Here is a 22,635-nt window from a genome sequence, read left to right as displayed (position 1 = left end):
TGAATTTATGTCGATTGAAATTACACGTCTTTTTGACTTTCCCTATTATCAACAAGAAACTTATAACTTAGAAAAAGCTTTTACTACCAAGTACAATGGTAAGTGGCAATCTATATCTACCAAAGAATATATTGACAAAGCTAATACAATTAGTAGAGGTTTACTTAGATTAGGGGTTCAACCAGATGATAAAATTGCAGTAATTTCAACAAATAACCGCACAGAGTGGAATATTTGTGATATAGGTATTTTACAAACAGGAGCTCAAAATGTTCCTATTTATCCTACAATCTCTAAAGAAGATTATGAATATGTTTTAAATCACTCAGAGGCTACTTATTGTTTTGTTTCTGACGAAACTATTTTAGAGAAGTTAAACCAAATTAAAGGAAATACTAAGCTTAAAGAAGTTTTTACTTTTGATGACATTGCTAACGAGAAAAGTTGGAATGAAATTTTAGAGTTAGGAAAAGATGATAGCAATCAAAATGAAGTTGAAGAACGTAAAAACGCTGTAACTTCAGATACTTTAGCTACTTTAATTTATACTTCTGGAACTACAGGTAGACCAAAAGGTGTAATGCTTTCTCATGGTAACATCGTATCGAATGTTTTAGCAAGTGAAAAAAGAGTTCCTCTTACTTATGGTCAAGAACGTGGTTTAAGCTTCTTACCAATTTGTCATATTTTCGAGCGCATGATCTTGTATTTATATCAGTATTGTGGAGTCTCAATTTATTTTGCTGAAGCTATTGATAAATTAAGTGAAAATGCTCAAGAGATCAAGCCTCACGTAATGACTGCAGTACCTCGATTATACGAGAAAATTTACGATAAAATTTATGCCAAAGGAACTGATTTAACTGGTGTTAAAAAGAAGTTATTCTTTTGGGCTATCGATTTAGGGTTAAAATACGAACCATACGGAGCTAATGGATGGTGGTATGAAAAGCAATTAGGTGTTGCTCGTAAACTTATCTTTTCAAAATGGCAAGCTGCTTTAGGGGGAGAATTAAAACTAATGGTTTCTGGTTCTGCTGCCTTACAACCTCGTTTAACTAGAGTTTTTGCTGCTGCAGGAATGCCTGTTATGGAAGGTTATGGACTTACCGAAACATCTCCAGTAATTACAGTAAACGATGTACGTAATGGTGGATTTAGAGTTGGTACTGTAGGTAAAATTATTGAAGGAGTTGAAATAAAATTAGCTGAAACCGGTGAAATTTTAGTGAAAGGACCTAATGTAATGCAAGGATATTACAAAGACCCTGAAAAAACTGCTGAGGTTATTAAAAACGGTTATTTTCATACTGGTGATAAAGGAGATATCTGTAAAGATGGCTTCTTAAAAATAACAGGACGTACCAAAGAAATGTTTAAAACATCAGGAGGTAAATATGTTATTCCGCCGTTATTAGAAGGAGAATTAAAACAGTCACGTTTTATCGAACAAGTAATGGTAATTGGTGAAGGAGAAAAAATGCCAGCTGCTTTTATTCAACCAAATTTTGAATTTGTAAGAGAATGGGCACAAAGACATGACTTAAATTTAAAAGACAATGCTGATTTAATTCAAAATCCAAAAGTAATTGAACGTATTCAAGAAGAAGTTACCATATGTAACTCTAAGTTTGGAAACTGGGAAATGATTAAACGTTTTGAACTTACACCAGAAGAGTGGTCTATAGATGGTGGACACCTTACTCCTACCATGAAAATGAAACGTAAAATTATTAAAGAGATTTATAAAGATTTATACGATAAAATTTATAAATAATAATATTTAAAGTGTTGTGAAAGCAACACTTTTTCTTTTTTCATTATGACTAAGTTTATTCATTTCAATTCAGATATTAATTCTATTTCATTACCAGATGCGTTTGATTACCCTTACAATTACACTCCCCATACGCTAGCTAAAATAGCTTCTGATGAATTACAAGAATATTTAAAAACACAATCAGACTTCTCTCATGACTTTGGAATTAAAAATCCTTATAGCAATGATGCTTTAGGTAAAATGTTTGGAGTTTTGGTTGTTAAAAATACTGAAGGAAGTATTGGCTATCTAGCAGCTTTTTCTGGTAAAATTGCTAATAGTACACAGCACAAACATTTTGTACCCCCAGTTTATGATGTTTTAGAAAAAAATGGTTTTTATTTAAAAACTGAAGAGAATCTTAATCGGATAAACAAACAAATTTTAGAACTAGAAAACAGTATTGATTATCAAGATATCAAAAGTAGATACTTAACTACAAAGGCTTCTCATGAAAGTTTACTAACTGAAGAACAAACTAAGGTTAAAGAAAGAAGAAAACTTAGAAAATTAGAACATCAACAAGACAATCAATTAAATATAAATGAAGAATTCTATTTACGAGAATATGAAGTATATTTAAAACATAAAATTGCTCCTGTCAAAAAAGAGTATTTAGGTTTTCAAAATAAAATTGAACAATTAAAAAATCAACGAAAAGAACTATCTGCTTGGGTGCAACAAGAAATTTTTAAGCACTATATTTTTTTAAATAATTCAAATGAAAAACAAAATTCATTAGACATTTTTAAAGATTCTACACAAAATATACCTGCTGGTTCTGGAGATTGTTGTGCACCTAAACTATTACAATATGCTTTTTTAAATAACCTCACTCCTATTTGTATGGCAGAATTTTGGTGGGGCAAACCTTCAAAAACTTACGTTAGAAAGCATTTAAACTACTATCCAGCTTGCACTGGTAAATGCAAACCTATTTTAACTCACATGTTAAAAGGGATTACTGTAAATGAGAACCCTTTATATGTTCAATTAAAAATAAAGAAAGAGATCTCAATTATTTATGAAGATGAGTTTATATCAGTTATTAATAAACCTCATGATTTATTAACTGTTTCTGGAAAAGAAATTGAAGATTCTGTCCATTCTCGGATGAAAAAAAAATACCCTGAAGCTACAGGTCCATTAGTTGTACATCGACTTGATATGTCTACTTCTGGAATTTTATTGATAGCTAAAAATGAAGACACGTACAAAGCTCTTCAAGCCCAATTTATCAATAGAACTATTCATAAACGCTATGTTGCCTTGTTAAATGGAAAACTTTCTAAAAACAATGGAGAAATCGATTTACCGTTACGAGTAGACCTTGAAGATAGACCGAAGCAATTGGTTTGTTATACGCATGGTAAAAATGCTGTGACAAAATGGGAAACTATTGAGGTAAAAAACAACAAAACAAAAGTTTACTTCTACCCTATTACAGGTCGTACACACCAATTACGTATACATGCTGCTCATTCTTTAGGTCTAAATACTTCGATTATTGGAGACGATTTATATGGACAAAAAGAGGATAGATTATACTTACATGCTGAGAGCATAACATTTGTGCATCCAAAAACTAAAGAGAGTATGAATATTACTTCACCTGTTTCTTTCTAAGATTATTCTACGTATTTAGTTTTCTTAAGCGTACTTAAAATAATAAATGATATTAGAAAGAAAACCGCTAAACAAAGTACACTCCACTGCATTGAGTTTGTAATTGCATATAAAGCTCCGTACACTGCTGTTCCTAGTACAATTGCTATTTTCTCAGTAACATCATAAAAACTAAAATAAGTAGCATGATCTTCTGTTTCTGGTAATAATTTTGAATAAGTAGAACGAGTTAATGATTGTATTGCTCCTTGTACTAAACCTAATAATCCACCTAATCCATAAAAATATAAAGCAACATTTTCTTGATTTTTATCTAACATAAAAGCTGCAAAACAAACTAACATCCATATGCCTATGGTAACTTTAAGTGCAGTAAAATTTCCATACCTATCAGAAAATCTAGAAAAGAAAAAAGCACCAAAAATTGCAACAATTTGAACTAGTAAAATAGTAATAATCATATTTACAGATGGTAATCCTAATTCTGATGAACCAAAAATAGCTGCCATTAAAATAATTGTTTGTACTCCGATACTTAAAAAGAAAAAGGCTAATAAGAATCGTTTTAAAGTTGTATAATTCAACACCTCTTTAAATACAATTTGTAACTCTTTATATCCTTTCCATATATAATCATTATCTGGTTGTTTATTATAGATATCGTCAGGTAATTTACGAAAAGTAATTTGTGCAAAACCAATCCACCAAATACCAACCATTACAAAAGAAAGCCTAGAAGCCATTCCTGTAGTAATGCCTAAAGTATCAGGGAACATAATCATTCCTAAATTGATCAATAATAAAATTACCGACCCTATATATCCATAAATAAATCCTTTGGCACTTGCTCTATCTTGCTGTTCTGGCAATGCTATTTCTGGTAAATATGCATTATAAAACACCCAACTAGCCCAAAAACCAATACTTGCTAAAATAGTAAACCAAATACCTATCCATACAGTATCTACTCCATCGAAAAAATATAATGCTGCTACCGATAAACCACCCAGCCAGCAAAAGAACTTCATAAACTTCTTCTTACTTCCCGTATAATCTGCAATACCTGATAATATAGGAGAAATTAAAGCTACTACTAAAAAAGAAAAAGATAAAGCATAACTATACAAACTATCAGGATGTTCCCAATCCATTCCTAAAAAACGAACAGTTTTACCTTTAGTAACTGCACTATAATATAACGGAAAAACCGCTGTACTAATTACTAATGAATATACTGAGTTTGCCCAGTCGTAAAATGCCCAAGCGTTAATTAATTTCTTATCTCCTATTTTGTACATATATATTGAATAAAAAAACCGTTCATTAAAAATGAACGGTTTGCAATATACTATAAATTTATTGTACTACTTAATTCCTTGTTGCATTGTATTTAGCAGCTAACCTTTTAGCTTCAGGTAAGAAAGCTCTTAATGTTTGAATTCTTGTTTGGTTAGATGGGTGTGTACTTAAAAATTCTGGTGGAGCATTTTTAGATCCTGCTCTTTGACTCATACGAACCCATACTTCAGCAGCTTCATTTCCGTCATAACCAGCCATTACCATAAATACTAAACCCAATTTATCTGCTTCGGTTTCATGAGTTCTACTAAATGCTAGCATTCCTACTTGCGAACCAATACCGTAAGCCATATTCCATAACTGCGATTTTTTGCTATTTTGGGTACCTAAAGCTACAGCCAACCCTCCTATTTGTTGCATTTGTGCTGAAGACATACGCTCTTGACCATGCTTAGCAAAAGCATGCGCAATTTCGTGCCCCATAACAGCTGCTACACCATTCTGATTCGCACAAATAGGCATAATACCTGTATAAAAAACTACTTTACCTCCAGGTAAACACCAAGCATTTACTGTATTATCTTCTACTAAATTAAATTCCCACTTATAAGAATTTGCTTCAGCTTGCATACCATTGGCTCTCATAAATCTATCTACAGCGGATGCAATTCTTTTACCAACGCTTTTTACTTCATTTGTTTCTGTAACATTAGTTGATAATTTATTTTCTTTTAAAAAACCTTGATATTGAGCAAAACTTGCTGGTAATATTTGGGCATCACTAACAAAGTTTACTCTTTTCCTACCCGTAATAGGTACTGTACTACAGTCTACTAAAAATACTGCTAGAAATGCTAAAGCTATAATTCTTTTCATTTTTTATGTTTTTATTAATTTCAGTTATGTTATTATGACACAGATTTAAAAAAATGTCACATTTTAACAAACATATTGTGTCTTTAAAATTACAAATTCTATCTTTATCTTAAAAATCTATTTTTATGAATTTTAAAAATTCAAAAATATTACCTCCTAGCTTAACTATACCAAAATCAGTTATTGCAATTGCTAAAGCCTTACAGTTTTTTTCCACTTCATTAGCTGCTAAATTTGGCACAAAACTTTTTATTACTCCTGTAAAATTTTCAATGCCTAAAAGAGAAAAGGTAATGTTAGAGAGTGCACAAAAGAAAACAATAACCGTACCAGCTATATCAAAAGAAATACAAGTTTTATCTTACGGATATTCTCAAAAGAAAGTTTTATTAGTTCATGGATGGGCAGGAAGAAGTACACAATTATTTATGATTGCCGATAAATTACTCGAAAAAGGATATATGGTTATTTCTTTCGATGGTCCTTCTCATGGAGAATCAACAGGAAAAACTACCATGATGCCTGAATTTTTAGATACAATTGAAGAAATTAACAAGCAATTTGGTCCTTTTGATGCTGCAGTTGGACATTCATTTGGAGGCATGTGCCTACTAAATGCTATAGCAGAAGACTTTGAAATTAAAAAGTTAGTTACTGTAGGTTCAGCAGATAAAATTTCTGAAGTTATTTTAAATTTCATAAACAACTTAAAGGTTAAACCAATTGTAGCAAAAAAAATAAAGAACGGATTTGATAATCAATGGAAAACAGATATTGATTTACATTCTTCTAGTGTAGTTGCTAAAAAGGTCACGATACCTACGCTAGTTGTTCATGACTCAAATGATGGAGATGTTCCTGTAAGTAGTGCTATACAAATACGTCAAAATCTACAAAATGGAAAACTTTTAATTACTAACGGATTAGGACATACCAAAATCTTACGTAATCAAAAGGTAACTTCCAGTATTGTGGATTTTATTACTCAGTAAGCATGAAAAGACTTTTATCAATATTTATTTTAACTTTTTTATTTAATTTTTCAGGAAACGCTCAAAGCAAAAAAACGTACAAGGTTTCAAAAACCAATAAAGAATGGAAAAAACTATTAACTCCTAAACAATATTATATTCTTAGAGAAGCTGGCACTGAACATAGAAATTCTAGCTCTTTAAATAAAAACTATAAAAAAGGAATTTACGTGTGTGCTGCATGTAGAACACCTTTGTATAAATCAGATCATAAATATGATTCTCGTTCTGGGTGGCCTTCTTTTGATAGAGCCATAAAAAACAATGTTGAATTAGATGTTGATTATAAAATTGGATATGCTCGTACTGAATTAAAATGTAATACTTGTGGCGGTCATTTAGGGCATTCTTTTAACGACGGTCCTAGAGAAACTACAGGAGAACGACATTGTATAAATGGAGCCGCATTAGAGTTTATTCCAAAGAAATAATTTATTAAAATATTGTAACTTAGAGCTGATTTAAATATCAGCTTTTTTTTATGGATGCATCTTACTTACCAAGTGTAAAAAAACAATTTGAATATTATAAACTATTAGGTGATAAAACCTTTGCTCAATTAACAGATGATCAGTTTTTCTGGTTATCAAATATTGATGATAATTCTATTGCTATTATTGTAAAACATATCGCTGGAAATATGAAATCTCGTTGGACCAATTTTTTAACTGAAGATGGAGAAAAAGAATGGCGTAATAGAGATGATGAATTTATCAATTCATTTACATCTAAAGAAGAAGTTATTGCTTACTGGGAAATGGGATGGGAATGTTTATTTAAAGCTATAAACTCTATTGATGAAGAGAATAAAGATACCATTGTTTATATCAGAAATCATGGACATACAGTAACAGAAGCCATTAACAGACAACTATGCCATTATTCATATCACATAGGTCAAATTGTTTTTTTAGGTAAGCTTTTATTGGGTGATAAATGGAAAACATTATCGGTAGCAAAAGGCACCTCAAAAGAATATAATTCCGATAAATTTTCTAAAGAAAAAAAAAGAGTTCATTTTACTGATGACTTATAAATTAGGTAACATTTTTATGTGTCTATCGTCTTCAGAATAACTAAACTACTAAAACTTATTCTGATGAAACAAAATACTTGGGCACAGTTATTTATCATTTACACTCGCTATTTAATCGGATTTGCATTTATTTTTGCTAGTATTGTTAAACTACAAGGGTTGCGTTTCACTGCTGAAAGCGGAGCTGAAAGTCCAATTAACAGCGCATGGCATTTTTTTGAAACTTTATATCTGTCTGGTATATACTGGAAATTTCTAGGTTTCGTTCAATTAGTTGCTGGTTCATTATTAATCACCCAACGTTATCCAAAATTAGGAGCTGTGATGTTTTTACCAATCATAGCTAACGTTTTTATAATTACTATTTCGTATGATTTTAATGGAACACCAATTATTACAGGACTTATGCTATTGGCAACTATTCTATTATTATTCTGGGATTGGGATTCGTTAAAAGTATTAGTAAACAAGAAACCAACTGCTTCAGATAAAAAAAGGTTAGAACATGATTCTATTTGGATCATCTTAGGAATAATTTTCTTTATAGCTACAATCAGTGTTAAGTTTATAATTAGTACAACAGCTCTAATGCCTTTATTTATTAGTTTTCCGATTATTGGATTAATTGGGTTGATTATTGGTTATAAAAGAAGAAAACTATACTAATTATTCTTTGTATATTTAACTTTTAACTTATAGAGAATGAACAAAGAAGCTATAATCGATTTATTAGAAGAAAAACACCAAAAGTTATTTAACTGGCTAGAAGATCAACCTGAGGATAGTTTTAATAAAGGACCTCAAGGTAAATGGACAACGGGACAGCATATAGATCATTTAGTAGATTCGATTAAACAAGTAAATCATGCTTTAAGTTTTCCTAAATTCATATTAAAATATAAATTCGGAAACTCAAATAGAGAAGTTAGAGCTTATAATGATGTCGTAAATCGTTATCAAGAAAAGTTGTCTAAAAATCAAGATAAAGCAAGAGAGTTTAATATTGGGGTAAAAACTCCAGATCAAAAGAAGTATCAACAACTACTTAATACACTACAAATACAAAATAAAAAATTGCAACATAAAACGAATAAATGGAAAGATAAATATCTAGATAACTTGATTTTACCACATCCTTTAATTGGTAAAATGCCTGTGCGTGAAATTATTATGTGGACAGCTTATCATACAGAGCATCATGCTACAATTTTAAAAGAGAAACACTAACCTTATTAAAGTTAACAACCTCATAAAGAGCTTAAAAAAAAGCCAGAATCTATCAACAAAATTCTTATATTTGTGCCTCTAAAAATGAAGCCGATACATGTTTAATAATTTAAGCGAAAAGTTAGATAAAGCGTTACATACGCTAAAAGGACACGGGAAAATTACCGAAGTTAACGTTGCAGAAACTCTAAAAGAAGTTCGTAGAGCTTTATTAGATGCCGATGTTAACTTTAAGATAGCTAAACAATTTACTAAAACAGTACAACAAAAAGCTCTTGGTCAAGATGTATTAACTACATTAAATCCAGGGCAATTAATGGTTAAATTGGTTAAAGACGAATTAACCGAATTAATGGGTGGTGATACTGTTGGTATTAATTTAGGGGGATCTCCAACTGTAATTTTAATGTCTGGTTTACAGGGTTCTGGTAAAACTACTTTTTCTGGTAAGCTTGCTAACTTCTTAAAAACTAAAAAATCTAAGAATGTTTTATTAGTTGGTTGTGATATTTATCGTCCTGCCGCTATTAATCAGTTACGTGTAGTTGGCGAACAAATTGGTGTAGAGGTTTATGCGGAAGAAGGAAACCAAAATCCTGTTGAAATTTCATTAAACGCAATTAAACATGCAAAAGCGAATAGCAAAAATGTGGTAATTATTGATACCGCTGGTCGTTTAGCTGTTGATGAAGAAATGATGAATGAAATTTCTAACATTCACAAAGCTGTTACGCCGCAAGAAACATTATTTGTTGTAGATTCTATGACAGGGCAAGATGCCGTAAACACAGCTAAAGCCTTTAATGATGTTTTAAATTTTGATGGGGTTATACTTACTAAATTAGATGGTGATACTCGTGGTGGGGCTGCATTATCTATTAAAACAGTAGTAGACAAGCCTATTAAATTTATCGGTACAGGTGAAAAGATGGATGCTATTGATGTATTCCACCCTGATCGTATGGCTGATCGTATTTTAGGAATGGGAGATGTTATCTCGTTAGTAGAACGTGCTCAAGAACAATACGACGAAGACGAAGCTAGAAAATTACAAAAGAAGATTGCTAAAAATCAGTTTGGTTTTGATGATTTCTTAAATCAGATTCAACAAATCAAAAAGATGGGTAGCATGAAAGATTTAGTTGGAATGATTCCTGGTGCTGGTAAAGCCATGAAAGATGTAGATATTGATGACGATGCTTTTAAAGGAATTGAAGCAATCATTCAATCGATGACTCCAGTAGAAAGAAGCACACCGACTACGATAAATGCAAGCCGTAAAAAAAGAATTGCAAAAGGTTCTGGTACATCAGTGCAAGAAGTAAATCAATTAATGAAGCAATTTGACCAAATGAGCAAGATGATGAAGATGATGCAAGGTGGCGGCGGAAGAAAAATGATGCAAATGATGAAAGGCATGAGATAATGCAAAAGAGAGGCTTCGGCTTCTCTTTTTTTATATACACAACTCAACAAACACACAACAACACAACAACAATGATTTTACTAGACGGTAAAAAAACATCCGCAGATATTAAAGAAGAAATTGCTCTTGAAGTATCAGAATTAAAAAGTAACGAGAAAAAGACACCTCATTTAGCAGCCATTATAGTTGGTAACGACGGAGCAAGTTTAACCTATGTTAATGCAAAAGTAAAAGCTTGCGAACGCGTTGGATTTGAATCAACTTTAATAAGACTTTCTGAAGATACAACCGAAGAAGAATTGTTAAACGAAATTGCTATTTTAAATGTAGATAAAGAGATTGACGGATTTATAGTTCAGTTACCTCTACCCGATCATATTGATGAACAAAAGATTTTAATGGCGATAGATCCTGATAAGGATGTAGATGGATTTCATCCAACAAATGTGGGTAAAATGGCTTTAAATCTACCTACTTTTATCTCTGCTACTCCTTTCGGAATTTTAGAATTATTAGATCGTTACAATGTAGAAACTAGCGGAAAGAATGTTGTCGTTATTGGACGTAGTCATATTGTAGGTAGCCCAATGAGTATTTTACTTGCTCAAAAAAGAAAAGTTGGTAACGCTACTGTTACCTTAACACATAGTAGAACTAAAAACTTAAAAGAAATAACTTTAAAAGCAGATATAATCATTGCTGCTTTAGGAATACCAGAATTCTTAAAAGCTGATATGGTTAAAGAAGACGTAACTATTATTGATGTTGGAATAACTCGTGTAGCAGATGCTTCTAAAAAAAGAGGTTTCCGTTTGGTTGGTGACGTTGCTTTTAAAGAAGTGTCCGAAAAAGCAAGTTTCATTACACCTGTTCCTGGTGGTGTTGGACCAATGACAATTGCTATGCTTTTAAAAAATACATTACTCGCTTGTAATAGGAGAAACTCATAAAATAAAAAAACTCCAAACATTAGTTTGGAGTTTTTTTATTAAAACCAATTATTGATTTCTTTATTCGCTTCTAATTCAACTGGAGTTTTATCTTTTTTAAACAATCTTGCTGTTAGGTTACCTTTTAGTACTATTGACTCTCCTTTAACCTCTAGCCAACTTCCTTCTCTTAATCCTAAAACAGCTGTTTCATTAAAAACATGATACTCTTTTATTCTTGTTTCACGAGTTTCTCCCATATGTGTAGATCCTTTTATTGGATCTAAATAATGTGCATTGATATTAAACGGAATTAAACCTAACGTTTTAAAACTTGGTGGATATACAATTGGCATGTCATTAGTATTCATCATCGTTACGCCACAAATATTACTTCCGGCACTTGTGCCTAAATATGGGGTTCCACTATCAACAGTTTCTTTTAAAGTATCAACTATATCATTCTTATACAATTGATTTACCAATTCAAAAGTATTACCACCTCCAGTAAAAATACCTTCAGCTTGTTTTATAGCTTCTTTAGGGTTTTCAAACTCATGAATTCCAATTACTCTTTTATCAATTTTATTAAATGCCTTTTTAGCTATTTCAGTGTAATCATCATAACTAATACCTCCAGGACGAGCATACGGAATAAACAAAATCGTTTTTACTTCTTTAAAAAAAGTAGAAAGTGGTGGTAAAATATATTCTAAATATCCACTACCGTGAACTGTTGATGTGCTTGCGATTATTAATTTCTTCATACTTCAAATTAACAAAAAATTACCACTCTATTAAAACATTTTTAAGACTGTTAGGTAGTTTATTTGTTAGATGAAAAAAATTGCATTCATATTATTTACAATTATAACCTCTACAATTCTATCTCAGAATAATCAGAAAATTATTTCTGGGCATATTTATTTGGACAGTATTCCTGTGCAAGATGTTCACATCATCAATAAAAAATTAGACATTGGTACAGTTTCAAACGAGAATGGAAAGTTTGAAATTCTTGCTTCAAAAAATGATATCCTGATTATATCTCATTTAAATATTGAATTTAAAGAGCAAGCAATAACTGATAAAAATATTAGTACTAAAAAAATCAATATTTTTCTTGATAGTAAAAACTATATGCTAGATGAAGTTGTTCTTGAAAGGAAAAAAGGAATTTTTGAAATAGATAAAGATATACTTCCGCATAATGGGCCAATTGTAAATGCAAAAACATTAAAACTACCATACGCAAATTCTAAAAAACCAGATAAAGATAATACCGTAGAAATAGAATCTGGTTTATCTTTTAGTGTTGTTGGATTAATAAATGCTTTAAACGGAAAAACAAAACAGAAAAAATTACTCCGAAAGTTAAAAGCTGAAGATAAAAACATAAAAAAAATACGACAATATTTTACTGATGGTTTCTTTGTTCAACAGTTAAAAATTAAAAGAGAAAGCATCAATCCATTCATTGAACACTGTATTTCTAAAGGCATTATGAATTTATTTTATAAAGAGAAACTTTTAGAGTTAACTTCAGTTTTAATTGATAACAGTAAAAACTCTCCTTACTTAATAGAAAAAGAAAATACCAGAGTAACTCAAAAATAATTGCATGAAAAAACAACTACTCGTAACTTTTATTTTATCATTTATAATTTCAAAATCTTTAGCACAAGAAAAAAGAAAATTCTTATACGCTAAAATTACAGATAACATCGCTGAAATTAGTAATGCGCACATTATTAACACTAACACAAATCAAGGTACTTATACAAATGAAGGTGGAGAGTTCAGAATTTTAGCGAAACCGAATGACAGTTTAAAAATTTCATTTGTAGGTTATAAAACCAAGATCATTATTGTAAATTCTAATCATTTTTGGATGCAAGTGAACTCTTTTATTCTTGAAAGAAATATAATTGAATTGGATGAAGTAGCTCTAAAAAAACACAATCTATTCGGAATACTTTCTAGAGATATGAAACAAACTCCCGAAGATGTTGCGATAGTAAAATCTAAAGGAGCCTTAGATTTTTCTATGATTGATTTTGAAAAAGCTGTTATTAATACTATTGATGAAATTGATAGATCAAAAGCTCCTGACATGAGAAAAGAAACTGACCCTACAACCAAGTTTGCTGGTGTAGGTGGTTCATTTGGGTCTGGACCAGATGCGCATGCTGCCGAAAAAAGAAGAGTCAGAAAAGAAATTGCATTCAAAGAAAATTTTCCTAAAATGTTAATCTCTGAATTTGGTGCTAGTTTCTTTTTTAATGAATTAAAAATTCCAAAAGAAAATTATTTGCATTTTTTAGAGTATTGTAATACTCTAAATATTGAACAATTATATAAGGATGATAAAAAAATTGATGTAATAAAAATACTACAAGAAGAAAGCAAAGGTTATTTAAAAATTATAAATTTACGAGAATGAAACTTAAGTTACTACTCTTCTCTTTATTAATAATTTTTACAAAAGCCACAGCTCAAGAAAGTAGAAAGTTTTTGTATGCAGAAATTAAAGATAAAATAGGGCCTATTGTAAATGCTCATATCATTAATAAAAACACCAATCAAGGAACATTCTCTAATGAATCTGGAGAATTCAGAATTTTAGCCAAATCAAACGATAGTTTAAAAATTTCATCTATAGGTTATAAAACTAAAACCTATAAAGTAAAAATCACTCATTTCGGGATACAGCAGAATAATATTTTTCTAGAAAAAATAAATTATGAATTAGATGAAGTTAAAATTAGAAATCATGATTTATTGGGCTATTTAAGTTCAGACAGTAAAAAAATAAAAACGGAAAAAACTATTGATGCTAAATCTTTAAAGTTGCCATATGCAGGCTCAAGAATTCTTACTCCAGCTGAAAGAAAATTATACACAGCTTTAGGAGGCGGTAATTTACTTTCTATCGATCACATAATTAATAGAATTTCTGGTAGAATTAAAAAACTTCGTAAGCTAAAGGCTATCGAAGAAGAAGAAAAGAGAATTACATTCATACATGCTAACTATAAAGATTATATTAAACATCACTTAAACCTTAAAAATGAAGATGTTTTACGATTTGTACATTATTGCGAATCTGATAATGATTTTAGTACAATTAATTACCGTGAAAAAATTGCTATGTTCAAATTTTTAGAACAAAAAGCCATTGATTTTAAAAAATTGAACCCAAAAACATATCAATAAATTAAGTTTACCTTTCATTTCCCGCAAATTTAAGCACTTTAATTTTTACTAAATTTTTCGTATCTTTAGAAGTACACTAATCATAGATTATCATGAAAAAAGTACTGCTTCTCTTTATCTTTCTATCCCAAGTTGTTTTTTCTCAAGAAGAACGTAAAACATTATTTGGAATTATTTACAACGAAAGCGGCGTTTTAGAAAATGCACACGTTGTAAACTTCACAACAAGTCAAGCAACATTTTCAAACGAGAAAGGAGAATATCGAATTTTTGCTAAACCAGGTGATTCCATTCGTTTCTCATCAATAGGATATAAAATTATATTCGAAAAACTTTCTCCAAACGATTTTAATGTTTATAGAAAAAGAACAACTTTAGAAAAAGAAGTTTATGAGCTAGAAGAAGTTTCTCTTCAAAACAATAACCTTTCCGGTTCACTTAGTAGTGATTTAAAAAAAGTAAAACGCAATCCTAAATTAGAGGTTGCTAAAAAAGCCAGTGATTTTACTGAAATAAAGTATACAAATAACTCAAAAGATCATATAAATACTAGCGTAAAACCTATTATAGCTAGAACTGACCCTACAAAAGCTTTTGAAGGATTCGGTACAACAAATGTTATTCCTTTTAAACAAGTAAGAGAATTAAAAAAACTTAGAAGTGAACTAGCTTTTAAAGAAAATTTACCCGCTAAACTTTTAAATGAGTTAGGTGAAGATTTCTTTTTTATAGAATTAAAAATTCCAGTTGATAGATATTATCATTTTCTTGAATATTGCAATCCATTAGGTATTGAGAACTTGTACAAAAAAAATGAAACTTTAAAAGTTATTAATATCCTAAGAAAAGAACACACAAATTATCTTAAACTTATCGAAAAACACTAATTTGGCGCAATAATTGATTTTTAACGAAGTATGAAAAAATTATTCGTTGTTTTATTAATAGTGCCACTATTATCTTTTTCGGTTCACAAATACTACATAGCTTTAACAGAAATTGAGTATAAAGAAGAAACACATTCTGTTCAAATGATTATGAATGTTTTTATGGATGATATAGAAACTGCCATCAATCAAGATTATAATGTAGACCTACAGTTATCCACTAAAAAAGAACTAAAAAATTCTGATGAATATTTCTTCAAGTATTTAAAAGAGCATTTTAAAGTTCTTATTAATAATCAAAAAATTGAATATAATTTTATTGGAAAAGAATACGATGGAAACATTGTTTATTTTTATCTTGAAATAGAAAATGTTTTATCTATAGAATCTATCGAAATTCAAAATGATGTTTTAATAAAATACTTTCCAGACCAACAAAACCTAATAAAAGCATCAATTAAAAAAGAGCGTAAAAGTTTATTTTTAACAAAAAAAAACGATAAAGGTTTGTTAAATTTTTAACATTTTATGAGTTTATCTTTTACTAATTATTAAATTCAACCACAATTAAACAAACAACAAACTCATGAAGAAAATAACTTCGTTTGTACTTGCTTTTTTATTTGTTACAACCGCTTTAGTTGCACAAACAAAACAAGGACATACCAATAAGAATAAGTTTAGACAATTAAAACAAGAGTTACCGACTCCTAACAATCAACATACAGCTTCTGGTGCTCCAGGAAAAGAGTACACACAACAGAAGGTTGATTATACGATGGATATTGTTTTAAACGATGATAAACAACGAATTACTGGTAACGAAACAATAACCTATCATAATAATTCGGTAGATGAATTACCATATTTATGGGTTCAGTTAGATCAAAATATGCGTGCTGCTGATTCTAAAACACCAGATATCAGTTCTGGTAAAGTTCGAAAAAAGCTAAGTAAAAGAAGATTTGATAGAGCTTTTCCTGAAAAGCCTTTCGATGGTGGATTTAAAATTACAAGTGTAACAAATACAGATGGAAGTAATTTATCACATACGATCAATCAAACTATGATGCGTATTAATTTAACGAAACCATTAGCATCTGGAGAAACGTTTAAATTTAATATCTCTTGGTGGTATAACATCAATAATCATAGAACTCAAGGAGGAAGATCAGGTTTTGAGCATTTTGAAAAAGACGGAAATAACAATTACGTTATTGCACAGTTCTACCCAAGAATGTGTGTTTATGATAATGTAGAAGGTTGGCAAAACGATCAATTTTGGGGACGTAGTGAATTTGCTCTAGAATTTGGAGATTTTGATGTAAATATTACTGTTCCTGCTGATCACATGTTAGGTGCAACAGGAGTACTACAAAACAGAAAAGAAGTTTTTTCTAAAACAGAATTAAAACGTTTTGAAAAAGCGAGGAAAACCTTTGATAATCCTGTTATTGTAAGAACTCAAGAAGAGGCTACAAAAATTGAACAAGGTCGTTCTAACAAAACTAAAACTTGGAAATTTAAAGCTAAAAATGTTAGAGATTACGCGTTTGCTACTTCACGTAAATTTATTTTCGATGCTATGGCGGTTGATATAAATGGTAAAACTGTAATGGCAGAATCTTTATATTCTAAAGAAGCTAATCCGCTTTATGGTGAGCACTCTACTAGAGCCGTTGCACAAACATTAAAAACATATTCTAGATATACATTTGACTATCCTTATCACAAAGCAATATCTGTTGATGGACAAATGGGAATGGAATACCCACAAATTTGTTTCAATCCTGGAAGACCAAATCCAGACGGAACGTATTCTGATAGAACCAAATATAGAATGATTAAAGTTACCATTCATGAAGTTGGACACAACTTCTTCCCTATGATTGTAAATTCTGATGAAAGACAATGGACTTGGATGGATGAAGGCTTAAACTCTTACATGGAAATGTTAGCAGAGTTAGATTATGACAAGAACTTCCCTATCACTAGAGGTTACCCTAAAAACATTGTAAAATACATGGCTGGTGATCAATCTAAAATCGCACCTATCATGTCTAAAGGAGATCATGTATATGAGTTTGGAAACAATGCTTATGGTAAACCTGCAACTGCCTTATGGATATTAAGAGAAACCATTATGGGGCACGAGTTATTCGACCATGCTTTTAAAACCTATGCAAAAAGATGGAAGTTTAAACACCCTACTCCTGCAGATTTCTTTAGAACAATGGAAGATGCTTCTGCAATGGATTTAGATTGGTTCTGGAGAGGTTGGTTTTATACAACTGATGTAACTGATATTGGAATTAAAGGAGTTAAAAAGTTTTATACTTCTAAAAACAACGATGGTTCTGTTAATTTTAATGAAGATACTTCTGCTGGTTTAGGGTTTTCAAAAAAACAAAATAAGTATCATTATGAAATAACTTACAACAAACCTGGTGGATTAGTAATGCCTATTATAGTTGAATTTACATATAAAGACGGAACAAAAGAGAAAAAAACATACCCTGCTGAAATTTGGAGATTAAATGATAAAGAAATTAGTAAAGTTTTTTCATCAGATAAAGAACTAAAAAGTATTACTATAGATCCTGATTTGGAAACTGCTGATGTTGATACTACAAATAATAGTTGGCCAAAGAAAACTATGAATAAGTTTGATAAGTTTAAGAATAAAATAAAAAGCTAGAAACCATAAATTTAAAAAGGCGATATAATTAATTATATCGCCTTTTTTTATTGAAGTCACTACAAAGTTAAAGGTCTGTTAAAGTTTTAACAAAATTCCTTTTATACCAATCAAAAATCAGTAACTTCCCGCTTATTTTTTTAACTCAATCAAAAATAGAAATGAGAAAATACTCTTCGCTATTGTTATCAGCTCTTTTCGTTTCGGCATCTTTATTTGCTCAAGAAACTAAAAAAGAAAAAGAACCTCAAAAAGGTCATATAGACCAAAACAAATTTCGTCAATTAAAAGACGTATTACCAACACCTAATGATCAAAGAACTGCCTCTGGTGCTCCTGGTCATCAGTATACTCAACAGAAGGTTGATTATGTAATGGATTTACGTTTAGATGAAGCTAATAATAAATTATATGGTGATGAGGCTATTACTTATCATAATAACTCTAAAGATAATTTAGAATATTTATGGGTGCAGTTAGATCAAAATATGCGTGCTCCAGATTCTAAAACTCCTTTGGCGGAATCTAAAGGTGCAAGTGGTTTTCAAACTCCTGAAAAGTTTGTTAACGATAATATGGGGAAAGCAAAAGATTTTGGTTTTAAAATAGAAGCTGTAAAATATGCTGATGGTAGAGATTTACCTTATACTATTAATAGAACTATGATGCGTATTAACTTACCAAAAGCATTAGCTCCTGGTGAGGTTTTCAAATTCAGTATTAAATGGAACTATTTAATAAACAATTCTGTTAAAGATGGTGGTCGTTCTGGTTTTGAGTTATTTCCTGACGGAAACAAAAACTATACTATCGCTCAATTTTTTCCTCGTTTAGCTGTTTATAACAACGTAGAAGGATGGCAAAACATGCAATTTTGGGGTCGTAGTGAATGGGCTTTAGAATTTGGTGATTACGATGTTAAATTAACAGTTCCTGCAGATCATATTGTAGATGCTTCTGGTGAATTACAAAACGAGAAAGAAGTATTAACTAAAGAACAACGTAAGCGTTGGGCAAAAGCTAGAAAATCATATAAAGATCCAGTTTTTATTGTAACGCAAGAAGAAGCAGAAAAAGCTGAAAAAGGTCGTTCTACAAAAACAAAGACTTGGCATTTCAAGGCAAATAACGTACGTGATTACGCATTTGCTTCATCAAGAAAATATATTTGGGATGCAATGGCAGTAAATATTAACGGTAAAGACGTTATGGCTGTTTCATTATATCCTAAAGAAGGAAATCCTTTATGGGAAGAGCATTCAACAAGAGTAGTTGCAAATACTTTAGAAGAGTATTCTAAAATGACTTTTGACTATCCGTATTCTAAAGCTATTTCTGTACACGCAAAGAATCAAGGAATGGAATATCCTATGATTTGTTTTAACTATGGTCGTCCAAATCCTGATGGAACATATTCAGATAGAGTTAAAAATGGAATGATTGGAGTAATTACGCATGAGGTTGGTCACAACTTCTTCCCAATGATTGTAAATTCTGATGAGCGTCAATGGACTTGGATGGATGAAGGTTTAAACTCTTTTGTTGAAATTTTAGCTGAATTAGATTACGACCCTAAGTTTAATACTGGAAACTTACCTAAAGATATTGTTCGTTATATGAGCTTAGATCAAAAACGTTTATCTCCTATCATGTCTCAAGGTGACTATGTTAAAAACTTTGGACCTAATGCATATACAAAACCAGCAGCTGGTTTATACATGTTGCGCCAAACTATTATGGGGCCAGAATTATTTGATTATGCTTTTAGAACATACTCTAAAAGATGGATGTTTAAACACCCTACCCCAGCAGATTTCTTTAGAACAATGGAAGATGCTTCTGGAATGGATTTAGATTGGTTCTGGAGAGGATGGTTCTATACTACTGACTATTCTGATATTGGAATTAAAGAAGTTAAACCTTTATTTTTAACTAATAAACCAAACGAAAGAACTAAGAAATTACAAGAACAATACCCTTCTTACTTTGCTCGTTTAGGAAAATTAGTTTTCTTAACAACTAATAAAGAAGATGCAGATGCTACAGAAGTTGAAACTTATATCAACGGGTTATCTGCTGAAAAAAAGGCAAACTTAAAAAAGTTACCTAAATATATGTATCAAGTAGAGTTTGAAAAACCAGGAGGTTTACCAATGCCTATTATAGTAGAGCTAACCTATGCAGATGGAACTAAGAAGCGTGAAACTTTCCCAGCTCAAATTTGGATGAAAAATGATGCGAAAGCATATAGAGTATTTTCATCTGATCAAGAAATCAAAAGCATTGTAGTAGATCCTGATTTAGAAACTGCTGATATTGATACTTCAAACAATAGCTGGCCTAAGAAAACAGCTAACAAGTTTGATAAGTTTAAAAATAAAGTAAAAGGATAAGAATATTTATCATCGTTTGTATAAAAAAACCGCAGCTAATTAGCTGCGGTTTTTTTATACAAATAACATCACTTAAACTATTAAGTATAAACTCAAATAAATTATCATTAAACAATTAATAATATAAACACTGTAAGTTTTTTTTTATTTTGCAGTATTAACTAACTATTGATCCTTCAGAAATTATGAGTAAGCATTGCTTTTTTATCTTTTATCTTTTTTTTTCACTTACTGTAAGCTACTCTCAATCACATAATAAGTACAATCAAGAACAATTAGATAAAATTAAAGAGAAGTTCTATTTGAATAGAACAATAGGAATTGACAGCTCTTTATATTACATGAATGAAATGTTAAGTACTGATAATGTTTCATATAAAACTTTTGCTTATGCAGCTATTGAGTATTTAAAAACTAGAGAAAAACAAGCTGTTGATATTCAATTTTATAAAGATAGTATTAATAAATACCTTCCTAAGGTATTAAAAACAAAAAAGAACTATACAATACTTTTTGATATACATATATTACTAGGGAATACCAATAAAAGAAGAGGACTTATAAAACCTGCTTTAGAGAACTATATAAAAGCTGAAAATTATGCCAGATCTGCAAATGATATTGAACGAATTATTAAAATAAAAGGTAATGTTGCACTAATCTACCAAAACATGGAAGAACTTAGTAAAGCCTTGAATGAAGCTAAAAACACTCTTAAACTTATAGAGAATAATAAAGATGCTTTAGCTGACAAATACCAACTTAGAAAATATAAGACCAGATTAAATTTAGGAGCAATATACACTACATTATATAGAGATAGTATAACTAATAATGAATATGCAGATTCAGCTTTATTTCATTACAACTCATTACTCAAAAATAAATATTATAAGCTTAGTTCTTATAGATACGCAAGAATAAATTATAATTTAGGAACTATTTATACTTTAAAAAAAGAATATTCAAAAGCTAATCATTTTCTAGAAAAAAGTATAAAACTTTTTAAAAAAAACAACTCATTTTCTTTTTTATACAAGAGTCATTTTAATAACGGTTATAACTACTATATGGCTAATAATCTTGAAAAAGCTAAGAAAAGTTTTTTTTCTGTATTTCAAATAAAAAAGGACACCCTTTTAGATTCTAAATACGTAAACACCCATAAATATTTGTTTCAAATATATTTGAAACAAAAAAATAATGATTCTGCTAGTTATTATTCAAATCGTTATCATAAACTACTTAATCTAGCTTCAATAAAAGAGAATAAACAAATTATAGGAGCCGTTAAACTAGATGCTGAAAATAATTATAATAAGAAGATTGATACATTAACAAAAAGCATTATCAAAAAAAATTATTATTATACTGCAATTATTATTGGTTTAATACTAATCTTATTGGTTAGTATTTATTTAATTGTTAAAAATATTAAAGAAAAAAAAGAGGCAAAAAAAAGATTGAGTGAATTACTATTAAAGGTTTCTAAAAAAGAAAAGGTAAAAGATAAAAACTTTTCATCTTCTAAAAACTTAAATATAAAAGATGAACAACATCAACAAATCATTAATGGATTATTAAAAATTGAAGAAAAATTATATTTTTTAAAAGAAGAATTTAATTTATACAATGCCGCTAAAAAGATAGGAACTAACACTACTTATCTATCAAAGGTTATAAGAGAATATAAAAAAATGAGTTTTAGTGAGTACACTAATGAGTTGCGGATAAATTATATTGTAAATACAATGAGTAATGACAAAAAAGTTAGAGCATATACTACGCAAGCAATTGGAGAAATTGGAGGCTATAAAAATGCTAAATCGTTTACTCGAATTTTTAAAAATTATACAGGGATAACTCCTTACCAATTTATAGAAAAAATTGATAAGGAATCATAGTTATATCTAATTATTTATTACAGATTACAAACATGTAACAGGTTCACCCTTTTTATTAATGTATGTAGATCCCGACGGTAAATTAAAACAATTCTCTTCTCCATCTGTATCAGGCCCACCTTTTGTTAAACTTGGGCCTTCAGCTTTAACATTGTATTGTTCTTCTCTTGTTAACATATAAGCCTTTAAAGTATCAATCGATAATAGTTTCATAATGTATTTGTTTTGTTTAGGTAAAGTTATATTATTTAATAAATGATTACTCAAC

Annotated in this window: 21 protein-coding genes; 17 read left to right on the top strand and 4 right to left on the bottom strand. The window is 30.0% G+C overall.

Annotation, left to right across the window (positions count from 1 at the left end; genetic code table 11):
• Positions 1–7: 7 nt before the first annotated feature.
• Positions 8–1,777 carry an AMP-dependent synthetase/ligase gene (locus tag H3Z83_RS00320; RefSeq protein WP_182123488.1) on the top strand — a complete coding sequence of 590 codons (1,770 nt, stop codon included), beginning with the start codon at positions 8–10 and terminating at the stop codon, positions 1,775–1,777.
• A 45-nt stretch (positions 1,778–1,822) separates the two neighbouring features.
• Entirely contained in the window at positions 1,823–3,445 is a 1,623-nt protein-coding gene (locus H3Z83_RS00315; protein WP_182123487.1) for an RluA family pseudouridine synthase, read from the top strand.
• 2 nt (positions 3,446–3,447) lie between these two features.
• Here H3Z83_RS00315 and H3Z83_RS00310 read toward each other — a convergent pair whose 3' ends face one another.
• Both H3Z83_RS00310 and H3Z83_RS00305 read right to left on the bottom strand, forming a co-directional pair.
• Positions 3,448–4,743 (bottom strand): MFS transporter, encoded by a 1,296-nt coding sequence (locus H3Z83_RS00310; RefSeq protein WP_182123486.1) that lies wholly within the window; start codon positions 4,741–4,743, stop codon positions 3,448–3,450.
• A gap of 70 nt (positions 4,744–4,813) precedes the next feature.
• Positions 4,814–5,620, bottom strand: a complete 807-nt coding sequence (locus H3Z83_RS00305; RefSeq protein ID WP_182123485.1) for a M48 family metallopeptidase — start codon at positions 5,618–5,620, stop codon at positions 4,814–4,816.
• Between the two features lie 125 nt (positions 5,621–5,745).
• On the opposite strand from H3Z83_RS00305, the gene H3Z83_RS00300 reads away from it, so the two are divergent.
• The 7 genes from H3Z83_RS00300 (at position 5,746) to folD (ending at position 11,290) form a co-directional block, all read left to right on the top strand.
• Positions 5,746–6,612: an alpha/beta hydrolase gene (locus tag H3Z83_RS00300; RefSeq protein WP_182123484.1), complete on the top strand. Its 867-nt coding sequence runs from the start codon at positions 5,746–5,748 to the stop codon at positions 6,610–6,612.
• A 2-nt stretch (positions 6,613–6,614) separates the two neighbouring features.
• Positions 6,615–7,082 (top strand): peptide-methionine (R)-S-oxide reductase MsrB, encoded by a 468-nt coding sequence (gene msrB, locus H3Z83_RS00295; protein ID WP_182123483.1) that lies wholly within the window; start codon positions 6,615–6,617, stop codon positions 7,080–7,082.
• A gap of 50 nt (positions 7,083–7,132) precedes the next feature.
• Positions 7,133–7,687 (top strand): DUF1572 family protein, encoded by a 555-nt coding sequence (locus H3Z83_RS00290; RefSeq protein ID WP_182123482.1) that lies wholly within the window; start codon positions 7,133–7,135, stop codon positions 7,685–7,687.
• Between the two features lie 63 nt (positions 7,688–7,750).
• The gene (locus H3Z83_RS00285) at positions 7,751–8,353 is read left to right on the top strand and encodes a hypothetical protein (protein ID WP_182123481.1); all 603 of its coding nucleotides are present in this window, start codon (positions 7,751–7,753) and stop codon (positions 8,351–8,353) included.
• 36 nt (positions 8,354–8,389) lie between these two features.
• The gene (locus tag H3Z83_RS00280) at positions 8,390–8,914 is read left to right on the top strand and encodes a DinB family protein (protein WP_182123480.1); all 525 of its coding nucleotides are present in this window, start codon (positions 8,390–8,392) and stop codon (positions 8,912–8,914) included.
• A gap of 97 nt (positions 8,915–9,011) precedes the next feature.
• Positions 9,012–10,340, top strand: a complete 1,329-nt coding sequence (ffh, locus tag H3Z83_RS00275) for a signal recognition particle protein (RefSeq protein WP_182123479.1) — start codon at positions 9,012–9,014, stop codon at positions 10,338–10,340.
• 71 nt (positions 10,341–10,411) lie between these two features.
• Positions 10,412–11,290: a bifunctional methylenetetrahydrofolate dehydrogenase/methenyltetrahydrofolate cyclohydrolase FolD gene (gene folD, locus H3Z83_RS00270; protein ID WP_182123478.1), complete on the top strand. Its 879-nt coding sequence runs from the start codon at positions 10,412–10,414 to the stop codon at positions 11,288–11,290.
• Between the two features lie 38 nt (positions 11,291–11,328).
• On the opposite strand, the gene pepE is transcribed toward folD, so the two are convergent.
• Positions 11,329–12,036: a dipeptidase PepE gene (gene pepE / locus H3Z83_RS00265; RefSeq protein ID WP_182123477.1), complete on the bottom strand. Its 708-nt coding sequence runs from the start codon at positions 12,034–12,036 to the stop codon at positions 11,329–11,331.
• Positions 12,037–12,106: 70 nt separating this feature from the next.
• Here pepE and H3Z83_RS00260 point away from each other — a divergent pair, with 70 nt between their 5' ends.
• From H3Z83_RS00260 to H3Z83_RS00225, 8 genes are all read left to right on the top strand, one after another.
• Positions 12,107–12,886 (top strand): carboxypeptidase-like regulatory domain-containing protein, encoded by a 780-nt coding sequence (locus H3Z83_RS00260; protein ID WP_182123476.1) that lies wholly within the window; start codon positions 12,107–12,109, stop codon positions 12,884–12,886.
• 4 nt (positions 12,887–12,890) lie between these two features.
• Positions 12,891–13,712 (top strand): carboxypeptidase-like regulatory domain-containing protein, encoded by an 822-nt coding sequence (locus tag H3Z83_RS00255; protein ID WP_182123475.1) that lies wholly within the window; start codon positions 12,891–12,893, stop codon positions 13,710–13,712.
• Positions 13,709–14,485 (top strand): carboxypeptidase-like regulatory domain-containing protein, encoded by a 777-nt coding sequence (locus H3Z83_RS00250; RefSeq protein WP_182123474.1) that lies wholly within the window; start codon positions 13,709–13,711, stop codon positions 14,483–14,485. Before H3Z83_RS00255 ends, H3Z83_RS00250 begins: the two co-directional genes overlap by 4 nt.
• Before the next feature lie 92 nt (positions 14,486–14,577).
• Complete coding sequence (locus H3Z83_RS00245) at positions 14,578–15,372, top strand: peptidase associated/transthyretin-like domain-containing protein (RefSeq protein ID WP_182123473.1); 795 nt, start codon at positions 14,578–14,580, stop codon at positions 15,370–15,372.
• Between the two features lie 30 nt (positions 15,373–15,402).
• Positions 15,403–15,894, top strand: a complete 492-nt coding sequence (locus H3Z83_RS00240; protein ID WP_182123472.1) for a DUF6702 family protein — start codon at positions 15,403–15,405, stop codon at positions 15,892–15,894.
• Between the two features lie 64 nt (positions 15,895–15,958).
• The gene (locus H3Z83_RS00235) at positions 15,959–18,070 is read left to right on the top strand and encodes a M1 family metallopeptidase (protein WP_182123471.1); all 2,112 of its coding nucleotides are present in this window, start codon (positions 15,959–15,961) and stop codon (positions 18,068–18,070) included.
• Positions 18,071–18,231: 161 nt separating this feature from the next.
• Positions 18,232–20,463, top strand: coding sequence for a M1 family metallopeptidase (locus H3Z83_RS00230; RefSeq protein ID WP_182123470.1), 2,232 nt, complete (start codon positions 18,232–18,234; stop codon positions 20,461–20,463).
• A gap of 302 nt (positions 20,464–20,765) precedes the next feature.
• Positions 20,766–22,367, top strand: coding sequence for a helix-turn-helix domain-containing protein (locus H3Z83_RS00225; RefSeq protein ID WP_182123469.1), 1,602 nt, complete (start codon positions 20,766–20,768; stop codon positions 22,365–22,367).
• A 24-nt stretch (positions 22,368–22,391) separates the two neighbouring features.
• On the opposite strand, the gene H3Z83_RS00220 is transcribed toward H3Z83_RS00225, so the two are convergent.
• The gene (locus H3Z83_RS00220) at positions 22,392–22,580 is read right to left on the bottom strand and encodes a hypothetical protein (protein ID WP_182123468.1); all 189 of its coding nucleotides are present in this window, start codon (positions 22,578–22,580) and stop codon (positions 22,392–22,394) included.
• Positions 22,581–22,635 lie beyond the last annotated feature (55 nt).

Origin of the sequence: Tenacibaculum pelagium, from assembly GCF_014062345.1 — a bacterium.
In the GTDB taxonomy this organism is placed as follows: Bacteria; Bacteroidota; Bacteroidia; order Flavobacteriales; family Flavobacteriaceae; genus Polaribacter; species Polaribacter pelagius.
The sequence above is the reverse complement of the archived record's forward strand: the minus strand, read 5'-3'. Positions and strand labels throughout refer to the sequence as shown.

What these genes read in the sequence shown, in the direction of transcription:
- H3Z83_RS00260 (WP_182123476.1), top strand. Translation starts at nt 12,107, where the DNA reads ATGAAAAAAATTGCATTCATATTATTTACAATTATAACCTCTACAATT.
- H3Z83_RS00310 (WP_182123486.1), bottom strand. Translation starts at nt 4,743, where the DNA reads ATGTACAAAATAGGAGATAAGAAATTAATTAACGCTTGGGCATTTTAC.
- H3Z83_RS00245 (WP_182123473.1), top strand. Translation starts at nt 14,578, where the DNA reads ATGAAAAAAGTACTGCTTCTCTTTATCTTTCTATCCCAAGTTGTTTTT.
- ffh (WP_182123479.1), top strand. Translation starts at nt 9,012, where the DNA reads ATGTTTAATAATTTAAGCGAAAAGTTAGATAAAGCGTTACATACGCTA.
- msrB (WP_182123483.1), top strand. Translation starts at nt 6,615, where the DNA reads ATGAAAAGACTTTTATCAATATTTATTTTAACTTTTTTATTTAATTTT.
- H3Z83_RS00250 (WP_182123474.1), top strand. Translation starts at nt 13,709, where the DNA reads ATGAAACTTAAGTTACTACTCTTCTCTTTATTAATAATTTTTACAAAA.
- H3Z83_RS00235 (WP_182123471.1), top strand. Translation starts at nt 15,959, where the DNA reads ATGAAGAAAATAACTTCGTTTGTACTTGCTTTTTTATTTGTTACAACC.
- H3Z83_RS00255 (WP_182123475.1), top strand. Translation starts at nt 12,891, where the DNA reads ATGAAAAAACAACTACTCGTAACTTTTATTTTATCATTTATAATTTCA.
- H3Z83_RS00320 (WP_182123488.1), top strand. Translation starts at nt 8, where the DNA reads ATGTCGATTGAAATTACACGTCTTTTTGACTTTCCCTATTATCAACAA.
- H3Z83_RS00290 (WP_182123482.1), top strand. Translation starts at nt 7,133, where the DNA reads ATGGATGCATCTTACTTACCAAGTGTAAAAAAACAATTTGAATATTAT.
- H3Z83_RS00230 (WP_182123470.1), top strand. Translation starts at nt 18,232, where the DNA reads ATGAGAAAATACTCTTCGCTATTGTTATCAGCTCTTTTCGTTTCGGCA.
- H3Z83_RS00315 (WP_182123487.1), top strand. Translation starts at nt 1,823, where the DNA reads ATGACTAAGTTTATTCATTTCAATTCAGATATTAATTCTATTTCATTA.
- H3Z83_RS00220 (WP_182123468.1), bottom strand. Translation starts at nt 22,580, where the DNA reads ATGAAACTATTATCGATTGATACTTTAAAGGCTTATATGTTAACAAGA.
- pepE (WP_182123477.1), bottom strand. Translation starts at nt 12,036, where the DNA reads ATGAAGAAATTAATAATCGCAAGCACATCAACAGTTCACGGTAGTGGA.
- H3Z83_RS00305 (WP_182123485.1), bottom strand. Translation starts at nt 5,620, where the DNA reads ATGAAAAGAATTATAGCTTTAGCATTTCTAGCAGTATTTTTAGTAGAC.
- folD (WP_182123478.1), top strand. Translation starts at nt 10,412, where the DNA reads ATGATTTTACTAGACGGTAAAAAAACATCCGCAGATATTAAAGAAGAA.
- H3Z83_RS00285 (WP_182123481.1), top strand. Translation starts at nt 7,751, where the DNA reads ATGAAACAAAATACTTGGGCACAGTTATTTATCATTTACACTCGCTAT.
- H3Z83_RS00280 (WP_182123480.1), top strand. Translation starts at nt 8,390, where the DNA reads ATGAACAAAGAAGCTATAATCGATTTATTAGAAGAAAAACACCAAAAG.
- H3Z83_RS00240 (WP_182123472.1), top strand. Translation starts at nt 15,403, where the DNA reads ATGAAAAAATTATTCGTTGTTTTATTAATAGTGCCACTATTATCTTTT.
- H3Z83_RS00300 (WP_182123484.1), top strand. Translation starts at nt 5,746, where the DNA reads ATGAATTTTAAAAATTCAAAAATATTACCTCCTAGCTTAACTATACCA.